Source organism: Lutibacter oceani (assembly GCF_003384935.1).
Classification (GTDB): domain Bacteria; phylum Bacteroidota; class Bacteroidia; order Flavobacteriales; family Flavobacteriaceae; genus Lutibacter; species Lutibacter oceani.
This window is the reverse complement of sequence record NZ_QTTQ01000009.1, coordinates 109,835-134,223: the sequence shown is the minus strand read 5'-3', so window position 1 is coordinate 134,223 and position 24,389 is coordinate 109,835. Positions and strand designations below refer to the sequence as shown.

The 24,389-nt window shown below is 30.0% G+C and carries 17 protein-coding genes; 7 read left to right on the top strand and 10 right to left on the bottom strand.

Annotated elements, in window-relative coordinates; translation table 11 throughout:
• Positions 1-6 precede the first annotated feature (6 nt).
• Complete coding sequence (locus BX611_RS00650) at positions 7-468, top strand: DUF4442 domain-containing protein (protein WP_115877567.1); 462 nt, start codon at positions 7-9, stop codon at positions 466-468.
• 15 nt (positions 469-483) lie between these two features.
• The gene (locus BX611_RS00645; protein ID WP_115877566.1) at positions 484-1,284 is read left to right on the top strand and encodes a TIGR00266 family protein; all 801 of its coding nucleotides are present in this window, start codon (positions 484-486) and stop codon (positions 1,282-1,284) included.
• Between the two features lie 71 nt (positions 1,285-1,355).
• On the opposite strand, the gene BX611_RS00640 is transcribed toward BX611_RS00645, so the two are convergent.
• The 5 genes from BX611_RS00640 to BX611_RS00620 form a co-directional block, all read right to left on the bottom strand.
• Positions 1,356-2,663: a carboxypeptidase-like regulatory domain-containing protein gene (locus BX611_RS00640; RefSeq protein WP_115877565.1), complete on the bottom strand. Its 1,308-nt coding sequence runs from the start codon at positions 2,661-2,663 to the stop codon at positions 1,356-1,358.
• A gap of 178 nt (positions 2,664-2,841) precedes the next feature.
• Positions 2,842-4,992: a M3 family metallopeptidase gene (locus BX611_RS00635; protein WP_115877564.1), complete on the bottom strand. Its 2,151-nt coding sequence runs from the start codon at positions 4,990-4,992 to the stop codon at positions 2,842-2,844.
• Positions 4,993-5,229: 237 nt separating this feature from the next.
• Positions 5,230-6,615, bottom strand: coding sequence for an MFS transporter (locus BX611_RS00630; protein WP_115877563.1), 1,386 nt, complete (start codon positions 6,613-6,615; stop codon positions 5,230-5,232).
• A gap of 211 nt (positions 6,616-6,826) precedes the next feature.
• Positions 6,827-8,527 (bottom strand): lysine--tRNA ligase, encoded by a 1,701-nt coding sequence (gene lysS / locus BX611_RS00625; RefSeq protein WP_115877562.1) that lies wholly within the window; start codon positions 8,525-8,527, stop codon positions 6,827-6,829.
• A gap of 246 nt (positions 8,528-8,773) precedes the next feature.
• Positions 8,774-9,286 carry a DUF456 domain-containing protein gene (locus tag BX611_RS00620; protein ID WP_115877561.1) on the bottom strand — a complete coding sequence of 171 codons (513 nt, stop codon included), beginning with the start codon at positions 9,284-9,286 and terminating at the stop codon, positions 8,774-8,776.
• 135 nt (positions 9,287-9,421) lie between these two features.
• Between BX611_RS00620 and BX611_RS00615 the strand changes: the two genes are divergently transcribed.
• Genes BX611_RS00615 through BX611_RS00605 form a run of 3 tightly spaced genes read left to right on the top strand, consistent with a single transcriptional unit; the run spans position 9,422 to position 12,784 of the window.
• Positions 9,422-9,793 (top strand): BlaI/MecI/CopY family transcriptional regulator, encoded by a 372-nt coding sequence (locus BX611_RS00615; RefSeq protein WP_115877560.1) that lies wholly within the window; start codon positions 9,422-9,424, stop codon positions 9,791-9,793.
• Positions 9,790-11,505, top strand: a complete 1,716-nt coding sequence (locus BX611_RS00610; protein WP_115877559.1) for a M56 family metallopeptidase — start codon at positions 9,790-9,792, stop codon at positions 11,503-11,505. The genes BX611_RS00615 and BX611_RS00610 overlap by 4 nt, the downstream gene beginning before the upstream one ends.
• Positions 11,506-11,527: 22 nt before the next feature.
• Positions 11,528-12,784: a tetratricopeptide repeat protein gene (locus BX611_RS00605; RefSeq protein ID WP_115877558.1), complete on the top strand. Its 1,257-nt coding sequence runs from the start codon at positions 11,528-11,530 to the stop codon at positions 12,782-12,784.
• A gap of 167 nt (positions 12,785-12,951) precedes the next feature.
• On the opposite strand, the gene BX611_RS00600 is transcribed toward BX611_RS00605, so the two are convergent.
• Complete coding sequence (locus BX611_RS00600) at positions 12,952-15,387, bottom strand: GH36-type glycosyl hydrolase domain-containing protein (protein ID WP_115877557.1); 2,436 nt, start codon at positions 15,385-15,387, stop codon at positions 12,952-12,954.
• A 230-nt stretch (positions 15,388-15,617) separates the two neighbouring features.
• Here BX611_RS00600 and BX611_RS00595 point away from each other — a divergent pair, with 230 nt between their 5' ends.
• Complete coding sequence (locus tag BX611_RS00595; RefSeq protein WP_115877556.1) at positions 15,618-16,088, top strand: hypothetical protein; 471 nt, start codon at positions 15,618-15,620, stop codon at positions 16,086-16,088.
• Here BX611_RS00595 and obgE read toward each other — a convergent pair whose 3' ends face one another.
• The 3 genes from obgE to secDF form a co-directional block, all read right to left on the bottom strand.
• Positions 16,089-17,081, bottom strand: a complete 993-nt coding sequence (gene obgE / locus BX611_RS00590) for a GTPase ObgE (RefSeq protein ID WP_115877555.1) — start codon at positions 17,079-17,081, stop codon at positions 16,089-16,091.
• 57 nt (positions 17,082-17,138) lie between these two features.
• Positions 17,139-18,254, bottom strand: a complete 1,116-nt coding sequence (locus BX611_RS00585) for an adenylate kinase (protein WP_115877554.1) — start codon at positions 18,252-18,254, stop codon at positions 17,139-17,141.
• Positions 18,255-18,387: 133 nt separating this feature from the next.
• Positions 18,388-21,378, bottom strand: coding sequence for a protein translocase subunit SecDF (gene secDF / locus BX611_RS00580; RefSeq protein WP_115877553.1), 2,991 nt, complete (start codon positions 21,376-21,378; stop codon positions 18,388-18,390).
• A gap of 172 nt (positions 21,379-21,550) precedes the next feature.
• Here secDF and BX611_RS00575 point away from each other — a divergent pair, with 172 nt between their 5' ends.
• On the top strand, positions 21,551-23,227 hold the full coding sequence (locus tag BX611_RS00575) for a formate--tetrahydrofolate ligase (protein WP_115877552.1): 1,677 nt from the start codon (positions 21,551-21,553) through the stop codon (positions 23,225-23,227).
• Positions 23,228-23,297: 70 nt separating this feature from the next.
• Here the strand turns inward: BX611_RS00575 and BX611_RS00570 are convergent, their stop codons facing one another.
• A complete protein-coding gene (locus BX611_RS00570) occupies positions 23,298-24,221 on the bottom strand; it encodes a malate dehydrogenase (protein ID WP_115877551.1) in 924 nt (307 codons plus the stop codon).
• Positions 24,222-24,389 lie beyond the last annotated feature (168 nt).

Sequence of the window (24,389 nt, the reverse complement as noted above, 5' to 3'; positions counted from 1 at the left end):
TTTAATATGGATGTATTTGTCAAAAAAATGAATCGGTTTTTAATGTTTAAATTGCCTTCTGCATATTTATGTGGTGTTAAATTAAAAGAACTTGATAGTTCTAAAGCGGTTGTTACTGTTACACATAAATGGATAAATCAAAACCCATTTAAATCTATGTATTTTGCTGTACAGTCTATGGCTGCCGAGTTAAGTACTGGTGCAATTGTTATAAAAAAAATTAAAGAAAGTGGTAACAATATTTCAATGTTGGTTACTAATCATAGTGGAAGGTTCACTAAAAAAGCGGTTGGAAAAATTACATTTACTTGTAATAATGGTGTTTTAATTGATGAAGCATTAAACAGAACTATTGCTACTGGTGAAGGGCAAACTATTGTTATGAAATCAGTTGGAATTAATGAAAATGGTGAACAAGTTTCTGAATATGAATTTGAATGGAGTATTAAATTAAAATCTAAAAAATAATTAAAATAAACTATTATGAATGCACATGAAATAGAATATCAAATTCACGGTGAAGAAATGCAATATGTTGAAATAGAATTAGATCCGCAAGAAGGAGTTGTTGCTGAAGCTGGTAGTTTTATGATGATGAATGATGGAATATCGATGGATACTATTTTTGGAGACGGATCTAATCAAGACGAAGGGATTTTAGGGAAACTCTTTTCTGCAGGTAAAAGGATGTTAACTGGAGAAAGTTTATTTATGACTATTTTTAAAAATAGCGGAATTGGTAAAAAACAAGTGTCTTTTGCAGCACCATACCCTGGTAAAATAATTCCAATTGATTTAAGTGTAATGGGAAGGAAGTTTATTTGTCAGAAAGATTCTTTTTTATGTGCAGCCAAAGGTGTATCTGTAGGAATTGAATTTTCTAAGCGTTTGGGCAGAGGTTTATTTGGAGGAGAAGGTTTTATTATGCAAAAATTAGAAGGAGATGGCTTAGCATTTGTTCACGCAGGTGGAAATATGAGTAAAAAAGTATTACAAGCTGGAGAAACTTTAAAAGTTGATACGGGTTGTATAGTTGGTTTTACAAAAGATGTAGATTATGATATAGAATTTGTTGGTGGAATTAAAAATACCGTCTTTGGAGGAGAAGGGTTATTTTTTGCAATATTAAAAGGACCAGGAACTGTATATATTCAATCTTTACCTTTTAGCAGATTAGCAGGAAGAGTTTTAGCTTTAGCTCCACAAACTGGTTCAAAAAGAAGAGGAGAAGGAAGTCTTTTAGGTGGTATTGGTGATATTTTAGACGGTGATAATAGAATTTAAAGTGATTTTGATATTCTAAACTTATTAAGTTTTATATCAAAATCACTTTATGTTTTAGTAAATAAAGATTCTTAATTACGATTATTTTTTTCTAATTGTTTTTGAATTTTTTTAATGGCATTTTCAATTGGTTTTTCAGGCTCTATAACATTATATTGTCCCCAAAATTCTGGGTCTGAAAAGCCTTGAGCTTCATCACTTAAAATTACAGATGATTTCAGCCTTTCACGCGGTTTAAAAATAGTACCATCAATATTTTTTTCCCAATCTGTAATTGCCATTTCCATGGTTAAATAATAAACTGAATTAAATAAGCGTTTGTCATAATCAATTTTAAAGCCTAACTGAATTCTGCTATACCCAAAATACCAAAGTCCATCTTTTTCTCTATAATTTATTTGGTATAAAGCTTCAGTAGGAATTACATTAGCTTTTTTAGGTTTTTTTACAATAAATATTCTACTTGCTTGCTGTTTATCATCTAAATTTAATTCAAACCTTGTGCTTGTTAATGCATAAGTATTAGCATCTATATACAATTTACCATAGTATAACGGTTCTTTAATAAAAGATTTTTGTTTAAAGTTAACCACATAAATTGGTCTGTTATCAATTTTTGTTGAAGTGTCAAAAGTGAAATCATAATTATCAAAAATAGCTTCGCTAAAAAAGTTGGAGGTATTTTTTATAATATCAATGTGTAAGGTGCTAAATGGACCACCTTTTAACTTAAGTGTAATAGTATCAAGTTTGTTGTAATCAGTACTTTTACGCGCTTTAAAAAGTTTTAAAATATCATTTTTACTATTTGAATAAGATTGTTTATTTATTTCAACAACTGCTTCAGAAAGAGACACATAATTTCTTCTTTTTTTAATAGTTTCCCTATAAAATGCCGTCATTAAAGTTGGAAAATTAAAATAATTATCGCCTTTTCTTTTAAGCATTTCACGTACTAAAAATTTTGCATCTTTTATATTAATGTTAATTTCCGAGAGTTCTTCAATATGGGTTTCAAGTTTAATTACAATTTTATCGTCATTTTTAAAATCGTTAAAATCTATTACTTTGCTTGTATAACCTAAAAATGAAACTGTTACTCGATTGTGACTAAATTCTTTAGGAATTTTTAAAAGAAATTCTCCTTGTGTATTAGTAATTGAACTAATATTTGAATTATTTACTAAAAGGGAAGCAAAAGCAAGGGGTTTTTTGTTTTTACTATCTATCACCACACCTTTATATTGGTTATATTCTATAGTATCATTTGCAATTATATTATTTGCAAAACTTTGGTTTTGAAATCCAATGAAAGCAAGGAAAAGTAAACAAATAATGGAAGTTGACTTTTTTTTGAGAAGAGAATCTATATTTTTCATGACACATTGGTTTTAATGAGTGCTTTAAAATTTTACCCTACAAGTTAATCATTTTTTAGGAAATTTAAAAAGAAAAGGTTGTTCTAAAACGTATTACAAAAATTTATAATTACTTGAATATTAAATTGTTTAGGATTAAATAACATATTTAATATTTTAGAACAACCTTTTAATTATTTTATTTTGAAACAGGAAAACCTCTGTCTCTCATAAGTGCATCAATTTTTGCATCGCGTCCTCTAAACATTTTATAGGCTTCTGCAGGATCCATAGAGTTTCTAGGAGCAAACAAATATTTCACCATTTTTGCTGCTAATTCTTTATCGTAAAAACCTCCTGGTGCTTCCGCAAATGCTTCTGCAGCATCAGATGTTAAAACATCTGCCCACATATACCCATAATAGGCAGTTGCATAACCTTCACCCGAAAAAACATGTCCAAAATGAGGTGTTCTATGTCGCATTACCAATTCTTTTGGCATGTTTAATTCAGCCAGTGTTTCTTTTTCAAAAGCGTCAATATCTATATTTGTTGGATCTGCCATATGAAATTTCATATCCATAATAGCCGAGGCCAAATATTCAGTTGTAGTAAAACCTTGATTAAAAGTGGAAGCTTTTTTAATTTTTTCAACTAAATTTTGTGGAATCGCTTCGCCAGTTTTATAATGTACTAAAAATTGATTAATCACTTTATCTGTAGATAACCAACGTTCTAAAACTTGAGATTGAAACTCGGTATAATCTCTGACACCTCCATTTAAAGTTGGGTATTTTACATTGGAAGAAAAGAAATGTAATGCATGTCCAAATTCATGTAAAAAAGTAGTTGCATCGTCCCAAGAAACTAAAAGTGCTTCTCCAGGTGCTGGTTTTACAAAATTAGAATTATTAGATGCTAAAACTGTTTTTTTACCATCAAAAGTTGAATGACTTCTATATGTTGTTGCCCAAGCTCCTGAACGTTTTCCCGGACGTGCAAACGGATCTAAATACCATAAACCAATATGCTCACCACTAGTTTTATCCGTAACTTCCCAAACTTTTACATCTTCTTGAAATACAGGAACACTTCCTTCTGGAACAGGAGTGAAATTATAATTGAATAACTCACCAGCAACAAAAAATAAGGCTTCAGTTAATTTATCTAATTGTAAGTATTGTTTTACTTCGTCAGAATCTAAATCGTATTTTTGTTTTCTAACTTTTTCAGCATAAAAGCGGTAATCCCAAGGCTCAATTGTTATGTTATCACCATTTGAGTTTGCTATAGCCTGCATATCTGCAACTTCTTCCTTAACTCTTGCAATGGCTGCTGGCCAAACGGCATTCATTAAATCCATAGCATTTTCTGGAGTCTTTGCCATTCTGTTTTGTAAGCGCCAATCTCCAAAGTTATCATAGCCTAAAAGACCAACTCGTTCTTTTCTAAGTTGTAATATTTTTGCAATATTTTCATTGTTATCAAACTCATCTGCATTGTCACCTCTTGAATAATAATTTGTCCAAACTTGTTTACGTAATTCTCTTTCGGTTGAATACTTTAAAAACGGATCCATGTAAGATCGTGTATTAGGAACAGCATATTTTCCTTCTTGTCCTTTATCTGAAGCAATTTTAGCCATAGATTTAATCATTCCATCAGATAAACCTCCTAATTCATCTTCGGTTAAATACACTACATAGTTTTCTTCATCAGCTAAAATATTATTTGAAAAATTGGTGTATAATGAAGAAAGTTCTTTGTTAATTGCTGCATAACGTGCTTTTTTCTCGTCATCTAATTCAGCACCATCCATTGCAAATCCCTCATATATTAGTTGAACAACCCGTTGTTGATCATCTTCTAAAGGGTTTTCAACAGCATTATCATAAACTGTTTTAATACGTTTAAAAAGGGCTGAATTTTGGGATATTTTAGATCTGAATTCTGATAAAACAGGTGCCATTTCCCCTTGAATTTTTCTAAATTCAGGAGATGAAACATTAGAACTTAAGATGCCATAATATGTAAAAACACGCTCTAATTCTTGTCCTGCTTTTTCCATTGCTACAATGGTGTTTTCAAAAGTAGGATCTTCTGAATTAGAGGTAATAGCATCAATTTCTTTAAGATTTATTTCCATTCCTTTTTCAAGGGCAGGTTTTAAATCAGCTAAATTCATTTTATCAAAAGAAGGTATACCCCCGTAAGGGCCAGTCCATTCTTTTAACAATATATTTTCAGTCATATTTTTTGCTGTTTCTTTAGTTTTATTACAACTAACAGTAATAATTAATGTACAAATTAGTATTAATTGAAGTGTTTTATTTATATAGATTTTTATCATGATTAAATTGATTTAAATGTGACTATTCAATTTTATCAAAATTAACTATTTAGTATTTAATTAAGCCTAAGAAATTATGGTTTTGCTTGGTAATTTAGTTAACGATTTGTTAATTTTTATTTTGTAAACTTAGTTAAGTGTTAAAATTAGTTTTTCAATGCTATATTTAAAAAGTAAACTTATTAATATTAAACTAGCATAAATTACAGTTACACTAAATAGTTCTTAAAAAAAAATCTATTTATTCTTTTTGAGATCTAAATTCCGTATCACTTTTCCATATATAATTAATGAAATAGCAGACAATAAAGCTATTGCGGCAAAATAATACCAAATATAGTGTGCATTGCTAGCTGCAATTTTCCAAGCTTCATGAGATGCAAATAATTTTGGATCTGGACAATATTTTGATAATAAAAAACCTGACAATCCAAATCCTACAATGGAAGCTATAAATGAATGTAAATGACTAAATCCTAAATATAATCCTTCTTCACCTTTAGGTGCTTGTAAAGAGAAAAATTCTAAAAAACGAGGTGAAATAAATGATTCTGCTAACGCTTGAAGCGCAATACCAATAATCATCATTAATGCTACTGGATGAATTATCATGAATCCTAAATCTATACCTTCTCCAGCAAACCAATTTCCTGAAGCCATCGCAATTGCTGATAGCGGCATAATAAACATACCAACTGTCATTGAAAACAAGGGTGTTTTACTAGCCATTATTCTTGTAATAAAGGTAACAGTTAAAACTACAATTAGTGGATTTACGTTAGCATACCAAGATGGAGCAGCACCTTCACCAGCCATTCTCAATACATATTTTGGCATTGTTGCATACAATTGATGTTGAACCATCCAAAAACCTGTGATAATAATAATTAAAGTAATTAACCTTCCATTTGTAAGCACTTTTAATAGCGCATTCCAAATTTCATTAAATGATTTTCCTTGCCCTTCTTGTTTTGCACTTTTGTAAAAGAAAATAATCATTATTAGTGCTAAAGCTGTCATTGTAGCTGAAAAATAATTTAGGTTAATTAAACCCATATCTCCCATAGAATCACGCAAAGGCTTTACAATAGTTTTTCCTGAAAAGGCTCCAATGTTCACCATCATATAAAATATGGAAAAACCAGCTGCTCTGTTCGCTTCAGTTGTTTCTTTGGCTACAGTTCCTGTAATTACAGATTTAATAAATGAGCCTCCAACCATTATTACTAACATAACTGGAGCAATTAGCCATTGATAAGCAGATTCTTTTAATCCTCCAGCGAATGAAATTTCTCCTGAATAATCTACCAGACCTGAAGATTCAAGAAATGTTGGTAATACCGCCAATCCTAAATAACCGATACTTAACAATGAAAAAGCAATCATTAAGGAGAATTTAAATCCAATTTTATCAGCTAACGCACCGGTAAAAGTTGGTAATAAATACAGTCCTCCTGAGAAAACACCAGAAATTATCCCTGCTTCTATATCATTAAATCCTAAAATTCTTGATAAATAAAGTGTAATAACAATAAAAACTCCATAGTATGCGGCTCTCTCTAACAGCTCAACAATATTAGCTGTCCAAAAGGCTCTTGAAAATCCTTTTAATTTTTGAAACATGTTTAATTTATTAGATGTATAATAGTTTCCGAAGATACTAAAATTAGATAATTAATTTTTGACAAAAGTTAGCCAATTGTAGTACTAAATAGTTTTTAAAATTTAAGTTTAAAAGGTAATTACAAAAAAAGGAACTACAATTTAGTAATTCCTTTTTTTAATCTTTATGATGAGATGCTGAAACAAGTTTAGCATAGCATTATATTTTTATTTAAATTAACTCAACAAATAAACCGTCATCGGTATTAGTTACTTTTGCCAAATTATGTTTTGTTAAGCCTTTAATAGTTTTATCCCATTTTTTATTACTTAAACCGCTTTGAGATTTTAAATCTGTTAAAAGTACTTTCTCAACTTTTTTTAGCAATTCTAAAACAACTTTTTCATCATCATTTAATTCAAAAGAGGGTGCTTTTTTTTCTGGTTTCATTTGAGGGAAGAATAATACTTCTTGAATAGAACTATTATTGGTCATAAACATAGTTAAACGATCAATTCCAATTCCAATTCCAGAAGTTGGAGGCATTCCATATTCCAATGCACGAATAAAGTCTTGATCTATAAACATAGCTTCATCATCACCTTTTTCAGAAAGTGCTAATTGATCTTCAAATCGAGCACGTTGTTCTATTGGATCATTTAACTCTGAATAAGCATTTGCTAATTCTTTACCGTTTACCATTAATTCGAAGCGTTCTGTTAAAGCAGGATTTGTTCTATGTTCTTTGGTAAGCGGACTCATTTCTTTTGGATAATCGGTAATAAATGTTGGTTGAATGTAAAGGTGTTCACATTTTTCACCAAATAATTCATCAATCAATTTACCAACACCCATAGTTTCATCAACTTCAATACCTACTTTTTTGCAAACTTCTCTTAAAGCTACTTCATCCATTCCAGCAACATCATAACCTGTATGAACTTTAATAGCTTCTAAAATTGGAACTCGTGGATATGGAGCTTTAAAACTTACATTATTTTCACCTATTTGTACTTCTGTAGTTCCGTTTGTATCAATTGCTATTTTCTCTAAAAGTTCTTCAGTCATATTCATCATCCAGTTATAATCTTTGTATGCAACATACAATTCCATAACTGTAAATTCTGGATTGTGAGTTCTATCCATTCCTTCATTTCTAAAGTCTTTGGCAAACTCATATACAGCATCAAAGCCACCAACAATCAATCTTTTTAAATAAAGTTCGTTAGCAATTCTTAAATATAACGGCATATCTAATGCATTATGATGCGTCATAAAAGGTCTTGCAGCTGCACCACCAGGAATTGGTTGTAAAATTGGAGTTTCAACTTCTAAATATCCTTTTTTGTTGAAAAAATCACGCATTGAATTGGTGATTTTTGTCCGTTTTATAAACGTATCTTTTACATGGTCGTTTACAATTAAATCTACATAGCGCTGTCTATAACGTTGTTCAGCATCGGAAAAAGCATCATGTACTTTTCCATCAGCATCTGTTTTTACAACAGGAAGCGGTTTTAAACTTTTTGAAAGTACAGTCAATTCTTTTACATTAACCGATTCTTCTCCAACTTTAGTTTTAAAAACATCACCTTTAATTCCAATAATATCTCCCATATCCAACAATTTTTTGAATACAGTATTGTACATTGTTGAATCATCCTCTGAAGATATTTCATCTCTATTAATATAAATTTGCATTCTTCCACTTGCATCTTTAAGTTCTGCAAATGAAGCTTTCCCCATGATTCTTCGACTCATCATTCTACCAGCCAATACAACTTCCTTACCTTCAAAAGCATCAAAATTTGAAGTAATTTGTTTTATTGTTGCTGTTGTTTTAAACTCCTCTGCAGGGTATGGATTTATACCTAATTCACGTAGTTTTTGTAACGATTCTCTTCTAACTATTTCAAGTGGTGATAATTGCATGATGCGTTTTTTATTATTTACTTTTTATTTATGGTGTGCAAAGATACAATCAATTAAGAAATAACAGTAATTTAGAAAGAAAAAGTGTTTAAATTAAATAATCAAAAAATATTTATATATTTGCGTATCGTTTGCAAAAGCGATTTAGTTGTGTTGTTTGGCGTGTAAAAGCGTCATAGGTTTTTAAAACCAATGGAAAGCTTCCCGAAAAACCGGGACGCTTTTTTTGTTTTTAGGAACTATTTTCTACTTAAAAATAGTAAAAAAAGCATTTTTATATTCCCAAAATATTGAAAAAAATAAGCCTGTATAAACTATTGCTGCAATAAATTTTAAAAAAGTTGAAGTTAAAAAACCAATAAAAGATCCAAATGCAGCTTTTAAAGCTTTGCCTGAATCTTTATTGTCTTTAATCATTTCACCTGCAAAAGCACCAACAAATGGGCCAATAATTATTCCAAAAGGAGGGAAGAATAAAAGTCCAAGAATTAAACCAACCATAGTTCCAATTACACCGTAGCGTGTACCTCCAAAACGTTTTGTTCCCATTGCCGGAATAAAATAATCTATTAACCAAATAATAAATGCAATTGCAAAAGTGATTCCTAAAAATGTCCAGTTCATTGGAACAGCATTGGTTAAATGAAGTATAAGTAAACCAACCCAACTTGTAATTGGCCCTGGCAAAACTGGTAAAAATGAACCAAGAATTCCTAATATAATAAAAAGAAATCCTAAGATTAAAAGAAAAATATCCATCTGCTAAGTTTATATTTTCAAATTTATAATTAAATATTGAATTACAAATATCGTGCAACTTTTCAACTAAAAAATTAGTTAAAACTAAATATTTAGTTATATTTGTGTTGTTGAACTAAAAACTTAGTTGATAAAATGGAAAAACAATTAACAAAAGCAGAGGAGCAGTTGATGCAAGTTTTATGGGATTTAGAAGAAGCTTCGGTTAAAGATATAATTGAGCAATTGCCAAAACCAAAGCCTGCATATAATACGGTTTCTACAATAATTAGAATTTTAGAAACTAAGGATTTTGTTGGTCATAAAGCCAAGGGAAGAGGTCATATTTATTATCCGTTAATTAAAAAAACAGATTATAGCAACCAAAGCTTAAACAAACTGGTTGATAGTTATTTTGGCGGTTCATTTAAAAGTATGGTTTCATTTTTTGTGAAAAAAAATGATGTTGACATTAATGAATTGGAAACAATTTTAGAGCATATTAACAATAAAAAGACTGAAAAATGATAAATTATATAATTCAAGTTTTGCTTTTTCAAGCACTGTTTTTAGCTATTTACGATTTGTTTTTACAAAAAGAAACCTTTTTTAAGTGGAATAGAATCTATTTATTAGTCACACCTTTTTTATCATTTTTAATTCCATTATTAAAATTTGAAACGCTTCAAAAAAGTATTCCTCAAGATTATATTGTGCTGTTGCCAACTGTATTTTTAAATCCTGAAGAAATTATATTAAAAAGTACTGCAACAGCACCAACTATTAGTTTATTACCTATCCTTTTTGGTTTGGGAGTAGCTGTATTTGCTTTTCTGTTTTTGGTAAGGTTGTTTAAAATTATCAAGTTAATTACGTCGAGCAAAATCATTAAAAATGAAACTTATAACTTGGTTTTATTGAAGAAGAAACAATCCGCTTTTTCATTTTTCAACTACATTTTTATTAATAAATACCTTTTAGAAAATGAAGAGTTGGAAATTATTAAACACGAATTGGTGCATTGTAAACAAAGGCACACAATAGATTTATTAGTTTTTGAATTGCTGAAAATTGTGCTGTGGTTTAATCCACTAATTTATATATTTCAAAAGAGAATTACCTTGTTACATGAGTACATTTCAGATGCTGAAGTAGTAAAAGAAACTAATAAAAATACCTATTTTAATAAGTTACTTTCAGAAGCATTTAATGTAGAAAATATTTCATTTATAAATCAATTTTTTAAACATTCATTAATTAAAAAAAGAATAGCTATGATTACAAAAAACAAGTCACAAAAAATTATGCAATTAAAGTATTTATTAATAATTCCAGTATTAGTTGGAATGTTATTTTATACATCTTGTACTGATGCTCAAAAAGATGAGTTATTGGGAATTGAAGATGTTTTAAGTCAAGATACTAATGAAACGGAAGGAAAATATATTGATACAGAGCAGGGTAAAATATTTGTAGGTAAGAGTTTAGCTGGGCAAATTGTGCCTTTTGAAGAGTATACAGAAAAGGAAAAAGAAATGTATGCTAAATTTAAAAATGTAGATAATCCAATTTTTGAACTTCAAGTTGTAATTGATAAAAATGGCGATCGTATAAATTTTTTTAAAACCAATAATAACGCTTCAAAATACAGAGAGGAGTGGCAATACATAGAGGGTGAGTCAGTTCCATTTGCAATGGTTGAAAATGTTCCAATTTTTCCGGGTTGTGCTGGAACAGAAGAAGAAATGAGACAATGTTTGCAAGAGAATATAACAAAACACATAAATGTTAATTTTAACACACAAATGGCTAATAATTTAGGTTTGTCACCTGGAGTAAAACGTATTTTTGTTATGTTTGAGATTGACAAAGAAGGTAATATTATAGATGCAAAGGCTAGGGCTCCTCATCAAAGTTTGGCTGATGAAGCATTAAGAGTTGTTAATAGCTTGCCGAAAATGGAATCTGGAAAATATTTAGGAGAAAATGTAGGTGTAAAATATAGTTTGCCAATTGCTTTTAAAGTTGAAGACAAGAAAGATAATAATTCTAAAAGTGAAGCATCAAAAGGAAATCCACTTTATATTTTAGATGGAAAAGAAATTTCAAAAGAAGTTATGGAGAAAATAAATCCAGATAATATTTTAAAAATAAATGTTCTTAAGGATGAATCCGCTATTAACAATTATGGTGAAAAAGGTAAAAATGGTGTTGTGGAAATTACATTAAAAAAAGATTAATTGCATATTAACTTAATAAGCTATGAAAAAGATTATAATACTAGTAATGCTTATTTTAATAAGTAGTAAAACCGAAGCGCAATCTTCGGTTTTTGCTATAGTAGATGATTTATTATTGAAAGGAGATTATCAAAAGGCTTTGGTTTTATTAGAAAAACAAGAGCCAATTACAATTGAAGTTTTAGATAAAACTGCGAGTATTTATCAAACAACTGGAAATTATACAAAAGCAATTGAATGCTATGATAAAGCCCTAAAAATTGAACAAAATGAAGCTTTGCAAGTAAAGTTAGGAAATGTTTACAATTCAGCAGGATTAACAACAAAAGCCATTGCTGTTTTTGAAAATATAATTGAAAAAGACACTTCAAATTTACTGGTTGCAAATAGTTTAGGAAAATTATATTTAGGTCAAAACAAAGCAAAAAAAGCTGAGAGAATGTTTCGTTTTTTAAAGAAAAAAGATTCTCTAAATCCAAATTATCCTTTCCAATTAGCGGAAGCTTTATCCAAGCAAAACAAACCATTTAAAATGGGACAGAGTTATTTGGATGCTTATAACTTGGATACAATGCATATTAAAAGTATTTACGAATTGTCTAAATTTTTTAAAGAGTTAAGATTAAAAGATTCTACAATGCTTTTTATAGACAAAGGCTTAGAAATTGATAGTATAAATATTAATTTTTTGCAACTTAAAGTAAACCAATTATATTTTTCTAAAAATTTTGATGAAACTATTATCTATCTTAATAAATTGGATAGTCTTAATTTTAAATCGGTAAACACTTATGAAATGTTTGGAATGTGTTATTATAATTTAAAAGACTTTGAAAAAGCCGAAGCAAGTTATAAAAGCGCATTAAGAATTGAAAGGAACAATCCAAAAATACTATATAGATTAGCAACATTGAACTATGAAAAGAAAGATATAGAAAAAGCAAAACTTTATTTAAGGATGTCAATTGTTTCTGCAAAACCCGAAATTGACAAACAGTATTTTTTATTTGGAACTATTTTTAAGGAAGAAAACGATTTAAAGATGGCATTGGGTAATTTTGAAAATGCATACCAAAATAACTATCATAATTATAAAGCTTTATTTGAAGTAGCAATAACTTCAGATGCTTACTTTAAGGATAAAAAAATTGCATTAAATCATTATAAAAAATATTTTCAACAATTTGAAAGTAGAGATAAGGAAATGACGGAATATGTAATACAACGTATAAAAGAACTTAAAAAAGAATTATTTCTTGAAGGTGAAATTATAGATTGATTATAATAAAAAAGAGGCTATCTAAAAAGTAAATTTTCGTCAACCTGAACTTGTTTCAGGTTCTCATAATGATTAAATATCAATATGGTGAGATTCTGAAACAAGTTCAGAATTATGGTTTCAATACTTTTTAAAAAGCCTTCTTTAAATCAATACAATTGTATTAATTACATAACAATCTCCACAATATGCGTTTTTCCATCTGCAAAAATTGGAAGGATATTAGAACCATATTCTTCTCCATCAATAATTACTTTTGAAACACCTTTACATACTGCGTTTTCGTTTATAATTTTAATTTTGTAGGTAGCACCTCTAAATTTACGAGTTACGTTAAACCCTTTCCAGTCTTTTGGAATACAAGGCTCAATCTTTAAACCATCATAATCTGGTTGAATACCTAAAATATATTGTGTAATTGTATAAAAATTCCACGATGCAGTACCTGTTAACCAAGAATTTTTAGCTTCACCCGGTTTAAAAGCGTCTTTACCGGCAATCATTTGAGAATAAACGTATGGTTCTGTTCTGTGTAATTCACTCACATCTTCTAAGTAAGCCGGGCATATTTTCTTAAAATATTCCCAAGCCTGATCTCCACGTCCAATTACAGTTTCACCAATCATTATCCAAGGATTGTTATGGCAAAAGATACCTGCATTTTCTTTATAACCAGGGGGATAACTGGAAATTTCACCATATTCAATATAATATTTTGTAAAAGCAGGATTATTTAAAACAATACCATGTTCGCAATCAAGGCGTTCTTTTACAGCATCTAACGCTTTTTCAATGAAGCCTTCTTCTTTACCAATTCCGGCCATTGTGCACCAACCGTTAGATTCTATAAATATTTTTCCTTCTTCATTTTCGTCACTTCCAATTTTATTACCATAATAATCATACGCACGTAAAAACCATTCTCCATCCCAACCATGTTGTTTAACTGCTTCAACCATTGCATCTACATGTTTTTGACAACGTGCTGCTTCAGCTTCATTTCCAACTCTTTTGCATAATTTTATAAAATCGTTTCCATAAACGACAAATAAACCGGCAATCATTAATGATTCAGCTTTTGATCCTTCTGATTGATTTTCAGTTGTTTGGTAGGATTCATTTGGGTCGTTGGAGAAACAATTTAAGTTTAAACAATCGTTCCAATCGGCACGTCCAATTAAAGGCAATCCATGCGGACCTAAATTGTTAATTACGTGATCAAAAGAAACAGATAAATGATCAAATAAAGTACGGGCAATGCTCATATCATTATCAAAAGGAACCATCTCATCTAAAATACTAAAATCGCCTGTTTCTTTAATATAGCTTGTTGTTCCTAAAATTAACCACATTGGGTCATCGTTAAATCCACCTCCAATATCATTATTCCCTTTTTTTGTTAAAGGCTGATATTGATGGTAACATCCACCATCGGGAAATTGTGTTGAAGCAATATCTATGATACGTTCTCTTGCACGTTCCGGTATTTGATGTACAAAACCAATTAAATCCTGATTAGAATCCCGGAATCCCATTCCGCGCCCAATTCCACTTTCAAAATAAGAAGCTGAACGAGAAAAACAGAAGGTAATCATACATTGGTATTGATTCCAAATATTTACCATTCTATCTAATTTTTCCTCACCTGAATCAATAGTGTATATACTTAATAAGTTATCCCAATAGGCATGTAATTCTGCCAAAGCAGCATCTACTTTTTTAACGGTATTAAATTTAGCAATAGTTTCTTTAGCCTTGGTTTTATTGATACTATTTTTAGATTCCCATTTTTCATCTTGCTTGTTTTCAACATATCCTAAAACAAAAATATAATCTTTTGATTCTCCCGGTTGTAATTCAACTTCAATATAGTGAGAGGCAATTGGAGACCACCCATGCGCAACGCTCATTCCAGGTTTGCCTGCTTCTACAACCTGAGGTTCATGAAAGCCGTTATACAAACCAAAAAAGGTTTCTCGATCTGTATCATAACCTTGAATAGGTGTATTTACAGAATAATATGCGTAATGATTTCTACGCTCTTTATATTCTGTTTTGTGATAAAGAACAGAATCTTCAATTTCAACTTCACCGGTAGAAAAGTTCCTTTGGAAGTTTTCCATATCGGCTGCTGCATTCCAAAGTGCCCATTCAGTAAACGAAAATAATTTTAGTTTTTTAACCTCATTACTGTTATTTGTCAATGTTAGTTTTTGAACTTCTGCCCAGGTTTTTAAAGGAACAAAAAACAATGCTTTTGCAGATACACCATCTTTTACACCTTCAATTGTTGTGTAATTCATTCCATGGCGACATTCGTATTTGTCAAGGTCTGTTTTACAAGGTTTCCAACTTGGTGACCATGTTGTATCTCCATCTTTTATGTAAAAATAACGTCCACCATCATCAGTAGGAACGTTATTGTATCTATATCTTGTTAATCGTCTAAATTTTGCATCCTTATAAAAAGTATATCCTCCTGCCGTATTTGATATTAAAGAGAAAAAATCTTCATTTCCTAAATAATTAATCCAGGGATATGGGGTTTTAGGATTTGTTATTACATATTCTCTTTGAGAATCATCAAAATGTCCAAATTTCATAATTTCTATTTTAAGTTTTATCCAGTTCTTTATTAAAATTTGTTTGAACAAATATAATTTTTTAAGATCAAAATAAATGGTGTAAAAATGTCAAAAAGAAATCAAATAATGTCATTTAATTTTAATTTAAACCTAATAGTTTACAATATTGAGGTACAATTTAAGTTGGATAATTTTTGACAGTATTTTTTTAATAAAAAAATTGTAATTTCACATATTAAAATAATGGAATGTATAAACGTATTATTTTTTTATTTAGCATTATTTTTCTTCTAGTTTCTTGTGATTTTTTTCAGAAAAAAGAGTTGCCTCAGAATCAAGTAATAGATACTGTAATTGATTTTAATACAGTTGATGTTTTTCCTTTATTTCCTTCTTGTGATAGTATTCCTTCTGAAGAAAAACAAAAAATATGTTCTCAAATTAAACTATCTGAGCAAATTTATGCTTCTTTGTCTGAATATCAATTAAAGGTTACAGAACCAATGAATGATACAATTTTAGTTAAATTACATGTAGATAAAGCAGGGAAAGTATCACTTGTAAATTTAAAATCTTCATCATTTATTCAAAGTCAAATACCAAAACTTGATAGTTTAATTAGTTTGGGTATTAATAATTTACCCACTTTAAAAGCGGCAATTAAAAGAGGAATTCCAGTAACTACAGAATTTACCTTACCAATAGTTTTAGTAAATTAATTATTCATGGAGTAATTTCCATAGAAGGTCTTTCAACTCAGTTAATCCTTGTTGAGCAATTGATGAAATAAAAATTGTTTTTATGCCTTTCGGTAATACTTTTTTAATTTCTTCTTTTAATTCCTCATCTAACATATCAGATTTTGAAATTGCTAACAGCCTATTTTTATCTAATAATTCTGGATTATGTTGCCTTAATTCATTTATTAAAATTTCATATTCTTTTTCAATATTATCTGAATCTGCAGGAATTAAAAATAATAATATTGAATTACGTTCAATATGGCGTAAAAAACGATGTCCTAAGCCTTTTCCTTCTGCTGCACCTTCAATAATTCCCGGGATATCAGCAATTACAAATGTTTGAAAATCTCTGTATTGTACGATACCTAAATTTGGTTTTAATGTTGTAAAGGCATAATCAGCAATTTTAGGTTTTGCGGCAGTTAAAACTGATAATAATGTTGATTTACCCGCATTTGGAAAACCAACCAAACCAACATCAGCTAACAATTTTAGTTCTAATTGAAACCATCCTTCTTTGCCGTCAATACCTGGTTGAGCATAGCGCGGAGTTTGGTTTGTTGAAGACCTGAAATTCCAGTTTCCTAAACCGCCTTTTCCACCTTCTAAAAGAATTTGCTCTGTATTTTCTGATGTTATTTCAAACAATATTTCTTGCGTTTCACCATCTCTAATAATAGTACCTAATGGAACTTCAATATAAACATCTTCACCATCTTTTCCTGTACTTCTGGATTTAGCACCATGGCCACCATGTTCAGCTCTAAAGTGCTTGTTGAATTTTAAATGAAAGAGTGTCCATAAATTTGGATTTGCACGCACAATAATATGGCCACCACGACCACCATCACCACCATCAGGACCACCTTTAGTAATATATTTTTCTCTGTGCAAATGCGTAGAACCTCCACCACCTTTACCAGAACTGGCATAAACTTTTAAATAGTCAACAAAATTTCCTTCAGTCATTTTTTTTAGTTTCTGTCATTCCTGCAGAGGCAGGAATCTTTTTCAATTGACAAATTATTATAATTTATCAAAAACGGTACTTAAACGTTCTGTAATTTCACTTATAGTACCAACTCCATTTACTCCAAAATATTTATTTTGAAGTTCGTAATAATCTTTTAAAATAGCAGTTTTAGTATTGTATTCGTTGAAACGATTACGAATTTTATTTTCATCCTGATCATCAGATCTTCCACTTGTTTTGCCTCTTTCTAATAAGCGTTTCACTAATAAATCTTCAGGTACTTCTAAAGCAACCATACCACTAATAGCCTCACCTTTTTCTTCTAAAAATTCATCTAAAGCTTTTGCTTGCGATTCTGTACGTGGAAAGCCATCAAAAATAAAGCCATTTGCGTCTGCATTTTTTTCTACTTCTGCTTTTAGCATGTCTATTGTAACTTCATCTGGAACTAAATCTCCTTTATCCATAAAAGATTTAGCTAACAAACCTAACTCAGTTTCATTTTTAATATTATACCTAAAAACATCTCCTGTTGAAATATGTTTAAGATTGTATTTTTCCTTTAATAAATCTGCTTGGGTACCTTTTCCTGCACCTGGAGGGCCAAATAAAACTATGTTTTTCATGGTTGGTTTTTTTGTTAGTTGGTAAATGCTTGCAAAGTTTCTTCCTATTCCATTATAATCTAAACCATAACCAACAATAAATTTATCAGGAATAGAAATCCCGATATAATCTATTGGTAATTCTTTCTTGAACACATCTGGTTTAAAAAATAAAGTTGCTATTTTAAGTTGTTTTAACTTTTTATCTTTAAATATTTCATAAATTTCTTGAAGCGTATTTCCGGTATCGATAATATCTTCTAAAATTACAACTGTTCTCCCTTCTAAATTTTCATTAACTCCAACTAATTGTTTTATTTTTCCTGTAGATTTAGTTCCCTCATATGATGCTAATTTAACAAACGAAACTTCACAATCTCCATTATATTCACGTACAAAATCTGCTACAAACATAAAACAACCGTTTAAAATACCTATAAATAAAGGTGTTTCATTTTTACAATCCTTATATACTTGTTTTACCAAAGATTCTATAGCTTCATGAATTAGTTTTTCAGAAATGTAAGATTTAAAATATTTGTCGTGTAATTTAATAATGCTCATAGTTGTAATTTGTTGCAAATTTAAGAATCAATATATAATTATTTGTTATATATGCTAATTAATTCCTTTTTGAAATACAAAAACCGTTTTGAATTTTCAAAACGGTTTTATTAAATCTATTTTGATTTAAATATTATTTTTTCTTTTCATCTAATTTTTTAACGGTATCATACATTAAAGGTGATGCAATAAATAATGATGAGTAAGTACCCACAACTACACCAACAATTAATGCGAACATAAATCCTTTAATAGAATCTCCACCAAATAAGAAGATAGCCGTTAATACAACAAGGGTGGTTAATGAAGTATTAATAGTTCTTCCTAAAGTACTACTTAATGCTCTATCAACAACTTCTGAAAATTTCCAAGTTGTGTGTATACCTGCAAATTCACGAATTCTATCAAAAATTACCACAGTATCATTTAGAGAGTACCCAACTACGGTTAATATGGCGGCAATAAATGATTGTCCAATTTCCATATCAAAAGGTAAAATTTTATAGAATAATGAGAAAATTGCTAATACAATTAAAACATCATGGAAAACTGCAGCAACAGCACCTAAACTGTATTGCCATTTTCTAAATCTGAATAAGATATATAAGAAAACTACCAATAATGAGCCTATAATTGCCCAACCTGCAGCTGTTTTAATATCATCTGCAATTGTTGGTTCAACTTTAATTGAACTCATTATTCCGGCTGTTTTAGTTCCATCAAAACCAGGTTTAAATTCATCCATTGATAAACCTTCTGGTAAATAGCTTGTTAAACCTGTGTATAATAAATCTTGAACTTCATCATCAATATGATTTCCTTCTTCTTCAATTTTATATTTTGTTGTAATTTTTAATTGACTAGCTTCACCATACGTTTTTACTTCTGGAGCACTTCCAAAAGCATCTTTTAACGTATTGGCAACTTCAGTAGCACTTGTTGGATTTTCAAATTTAACCACATAAGATCTACCTCCAACAAAATCAACTCCATAGTTTAAACCATTAGTAAATAAAGATCCTAAACCAATAATTATTACCAAACCTGAAATTACATATGCAATTTTTCTTTTCTTTAAGAATTCAATATCAATTCTTTTAAACCAGTTTTTAGTAATATTTGTATTGAATGTGAATAGTTTTCCTTTTCCAGCGTACCAATCTATTAATAAACGCGTGATAAAGATTGCTGTAAATAACGAAGTAACAATACCTACCATTAACGTATAAGCAAATCCTTTTACGGGTCCTGTACCAAATACATATAAAATTACACCTGTTAACATTGTTGTAATGTTAGCATCTATAATAGCTGATAAAGCTCCCTTAAAACTAAATCCGTGTTCAATAGAAGCTTTTAAACCTTTACCTTTATTTAGTTCTTCTTTTATTCTTTCAAAAATAATTACGTTGGCATCAACCGACATACCTATTGTTAAAATAATACCTGCAATTCCTGGTAATGTAAGTACAGCACCAAATGCAGTTAAAATTCCGAATATAAATAATAAGTTAACTAAAAGAGCAACATCAGCAAAACCACCTGCTTTTCCGTAGTAAAAAACCATCCAAAGTAACACTAAAAGTAATGCTAAAGCAAAAGAACTCATACTGCTATCAATTGCTTTTTGCCCTAAAGAAGGTCCAACAACTTCAGATTGAATAATATGTGCAGCAGCTGGTAATTTACCTGCTTTTAGAACGTTGGCAATATCTTGTGCCTCTTCAACAGTCATACTACCACCAGAAATTGAAGTTCTTCCAGTTGTAATAGGTGTGTTTACAGAAGGTGCGGTATATACGTAATCATCTAAAACTACAGCAACAAATTGACCGACATTTTCAGTAGTCATTTTACCCCATAATCTAGAACCACTAGCATTCATTGTCATACTAACTTCAGGCTTTCCTGTTTGTCCGTATTCCTGACTCGCATCATCAATAACATCACCTTCAATTGGAGCAATATCTTCACGGTTAGATTTTATACCATATAAATAAATTAACTCAACATTTTCTCCTGTTGAAGCAACTGTATTTGTAAATGGTTTAGCATCCCATAAAAATTTTGCATATTTCATTTCGTTAGAAAGTAATCCTCTAACTTCTTTCATTGCTAGGTAAGAATTTACTTTAGAAGTATCGGCAACCTTGGCAGTTCCTATTACAGATGAAATCTGATTTTGATTTTGAGGAATACTTGGTGAGAATACTGAAAATAAATTATTTGTTGGTTTTGTAGCTAAGGAATCAGAAACTTCACCTAATAAATCTTCTAAATTATCTTTAGTTGAAGTAGTATCAACTTCAGTTTCAACTTTTAATAAGTTTTCTACTACAGAATTTGCTTGGAAAAAGAAATTAGCAGTTTCTTGGTTAGAATATACTTCCCAAAATTGTAATTCTGCCGTACTTTGAAGTAATTTTTTTACACGATCAATGTCTTTTGCTCCTGGAAGCTCAATTAAAATACGCCCAGAGTTACCAATACGCTGAATGTTTGGTTGTGTAACCCCAAATTTATCAATACGACTTCTTAAAACTTCAAAAGCAGTGTTAACCGAACCTGTAACTTCAGCTTCAATAATTGGCAATACTTCTTCATCGGTAAGTTTAAAGTTTATTTTTTCTCTTAAAGATTTGTTCCCAAAAATACTAGGATCACTTAATTTAACAGTTCCGGCACTAGTTTCTTCAAATGCATCAAAAAATAAATCTAAAAATCTTCTATCACTACTTCTTTGTGCTTCGGTAGCTTTTGCTAATGCTTCATTAAATACTGGATTTTTTGATTCGTTAGATAATCCAATCAAAATATCTTTAACAGATACTTGTAAAATAGCATTAATACCACCTTTAAGGTCTAATCCTAAATTAAGTTCTTTATCTTTTATGTCATTATAGCTAAATTTAGCAAAACCCAAGTCAATAACTGGTTTGTTTGCAACGGAGTCTAAATAAACTCTTTCTAATCTTGCAATTTCTTTACCTTCATCAGATTTAGATTCAGCATAGGTTTTTGCTTTATCTTCAACACCATTTGTAAACCAAGTAAATGATAATTGGTATAAACTTACTAATCCAAATAGAATAGCGAATAACTTTATAAGTCCTTTATTTTGCATTTTAAATTAATTTGATATAAAATTCATTTGTAATAAACGTGCAAATATATAATTTCAAAAAGAGACTGACAATACTTTTTTAGCTTTTTATACCTTTAAATTACCACATATGAAATTACAGCTATTCTGAATTCTGAATTTTATATATTTGTTTAGTAAAATTTAATAAAAAATGAAGCATTTAACAGATATTGAAATTGCACAAGAGAAAGAATTAATACATATTAAAGAAATTGCAGCAAAGTTAGGAATTGAAGAAGATACAATTGAGATGTTTGGTAAGTATAAAGCTAAATTACCTTTAACTCTAATTGACGAAGATAAAATAAAGAAAAATAACTTAATTTTAGTTACTGCAATTACTCCAACACCAGCTGGTGAAGGAAAAACTACAGTTTCTATTGGGCTAACTGAAGGATTAAATAAGATTGGAAAACAAGCAACAGTTGTTTTAAGAGAACCTTCATTAGGTCCTGTTTTTGGTATTAAAGGTGGTGCTGCCGGTGGTGGATATTCACAAGTTGTGCCTATGGAAGATATTAATTTACATTTCACAGGTGATTTTAATGCTGTAGAAAAGGCAAATAATTTATTGTCTGCTTTAATTGATAATAATTTGCAAAGTAACTGCTGTAATTTAAATTTAGATCCAAGAACCATTCTTTGGAAGCGAGTTATTGATATGAATGACAGAGCTTTAAGGAGTATCGTTATTGGTTTGGGAGGTACTGCTAATGGAATTCCTAGAGAAGATGGTTTTAACATTACACCAGCTTCTGAAGTAATGGCCATTTTATGTATGGCAACAGATTTCGAAGACTTAAAAAAGCGTTTAGGTGATATTTTTATAGGTTTTACATTTGATAAAAAACCAATTTTTGCACGTGATTTAAAGGCCGAAAATGCCATGGCAATTTTATTGAAATACGCAATAAAACCAAACTTGGTACAAACGTTAGAAGAAAATCCAGCGATAATTCATGGGGGCCCTTTTGCAAATATTGCACAAGGAACAAATACAATTATAGCCACAAAAATGGGATTATCTTTATCTAATTATGTAATTACCGAAGCTGGATTTGGTGCAGATTTAGGGGCGGAGAAATTTTTAAATATAAAATGTGTTGCAGCAGGATTAAGCCCTAAAGCTGTTGTTTTGGTAGCGACTATTAGAGCGTTGCGTCATCATGGTGGTGCTAAAAAAGATGAATTTAATACTCCAAATTTAGCATTTGTAAAAGCAGGTTTTTGCAATTTAGAAAAGCATATAGAAAATATTAGAAAATTTAATATTGAGCCAGTAGTTGCAATTAATACATTTTCAAACGATTCTTATAAAGAAATAAACTATATAATTGAAAAATGTGCTGAGTTAGGAGTTAATGCTGTTGTTTCAGATGGTTGGGCTAAAGGAGGTGAAGGAACCAAAGAGTTGGCTAAGGCTGTTGTTGAAGTTGTAGAATCTAACAAATCACATTTTAAGCCTATATATAATTGGAAAACGCCAGTAAAAGAGAAAATAGAAACAATAGCCAAGGAAATATATGGGGCTATTGAAGTTGATTTTGATAAAAAAGCTAAATTAAATTTAGCCAGAATTGACAGACTTGGTTTTAATGATTTTGCAATTTGTATGGCAAAAACACAAAAATCTTTTTCAGATAATGAATCACTTGTTGGAAGACCTGAGAATTTTGTTGTTACGGTGCGTGAAATTGAAATTGCTGCAGGAGCAAAGTTTATAATCCCAATTTTAGGTCAAATGATGCGTATGCCTGGACTTCCAGGTGTTCCAGCTTCAGAAAATATGACAATAGATAATAATGGAGTAATTTCAGGATTGTCTTAAAAAAATTGATAAAAAAAACTCTTCAAAAAAGGAATTTTTGAAGAGTTTTAAAATTTTATTTAAAAAGAAATTAGTCTAACAAAGCATTTGTTTTTTTAACACCTTCAGCACTTTCTTTAATTTTTGCAATTTCTGCATCAGATAATTCAATTTCAACAATTTTTTCAATTCCGTTTTTACCAATAATACATGGTACACCTATTGAAATATCATTTAATCCAAATTCACCTTCTAATAAAGCAGAACAAGGGAACATTTTTTGAGAATCTAAAGCAATTGCTTGTACCATTGCAGAAACTGCAGCTCCAGGAGCATACCATGCACTAGTACCTAATAATTTAGTTAATGTAGCGCCACCAACTTTAGTGTCTTCAACAACTTGTTGCATTCTTTCTTCTGATAAAAATTCAGAAACTTTTACACTATTTCTTGCAGCTTTTCCAATTAGAGGAACCATTCCAGTATCACTATGTCCACCAATTACCATTCCATCAACATCAGATGCAGGACATCCTAATGCTTCAGCCAAGCGGAATTTAAAACGAGCACTATCTAAAGCTCCACCCATTCCAATAATTCTATTTTTAGGTAATCCAGTTGCTTTGTGCGCTAAATAAGCCATAGTATCCATTGGATTACTAACCACAATAATAATTACATTTGGTGAGTATTTTATTAAATTTTCTGAAACAGATTTTACAATACCTGCATTAATTCCAATTAATTCTTCACGAGTCATTCCTGGTTTTCTTGGAATACCACTTGTTATAACAGCTACATCACTACCAGCTGTTTTAGAGTAATCATTAGTTACACCTGTAATTTTGGTGTCAAAACCATTTAACGATGCACATTGCATTAAATCCATGGCTTTACCTTCAGCAAAACCTTCTTTAATGTCAATTAACGTTACTTCTGATGCGAAATTTTTTATTGCTATGTACTCTGCGCAACTTGCGCCTACCGCGCCAGCCCCTACTACTGTTACTTTCATATTTTTATTATTGTTTATTAATTCATTTTAACTAAAACAAAAATACTAATTTTAAAATTATTGAAATATGACAAATATCTTAATTTACGAAATCGTTATTTTGTTATAATTTATAGTGTTATACTGCAGAATTTAAAAATGATTAAAAAAAAAACCGCAAAAAGCGGT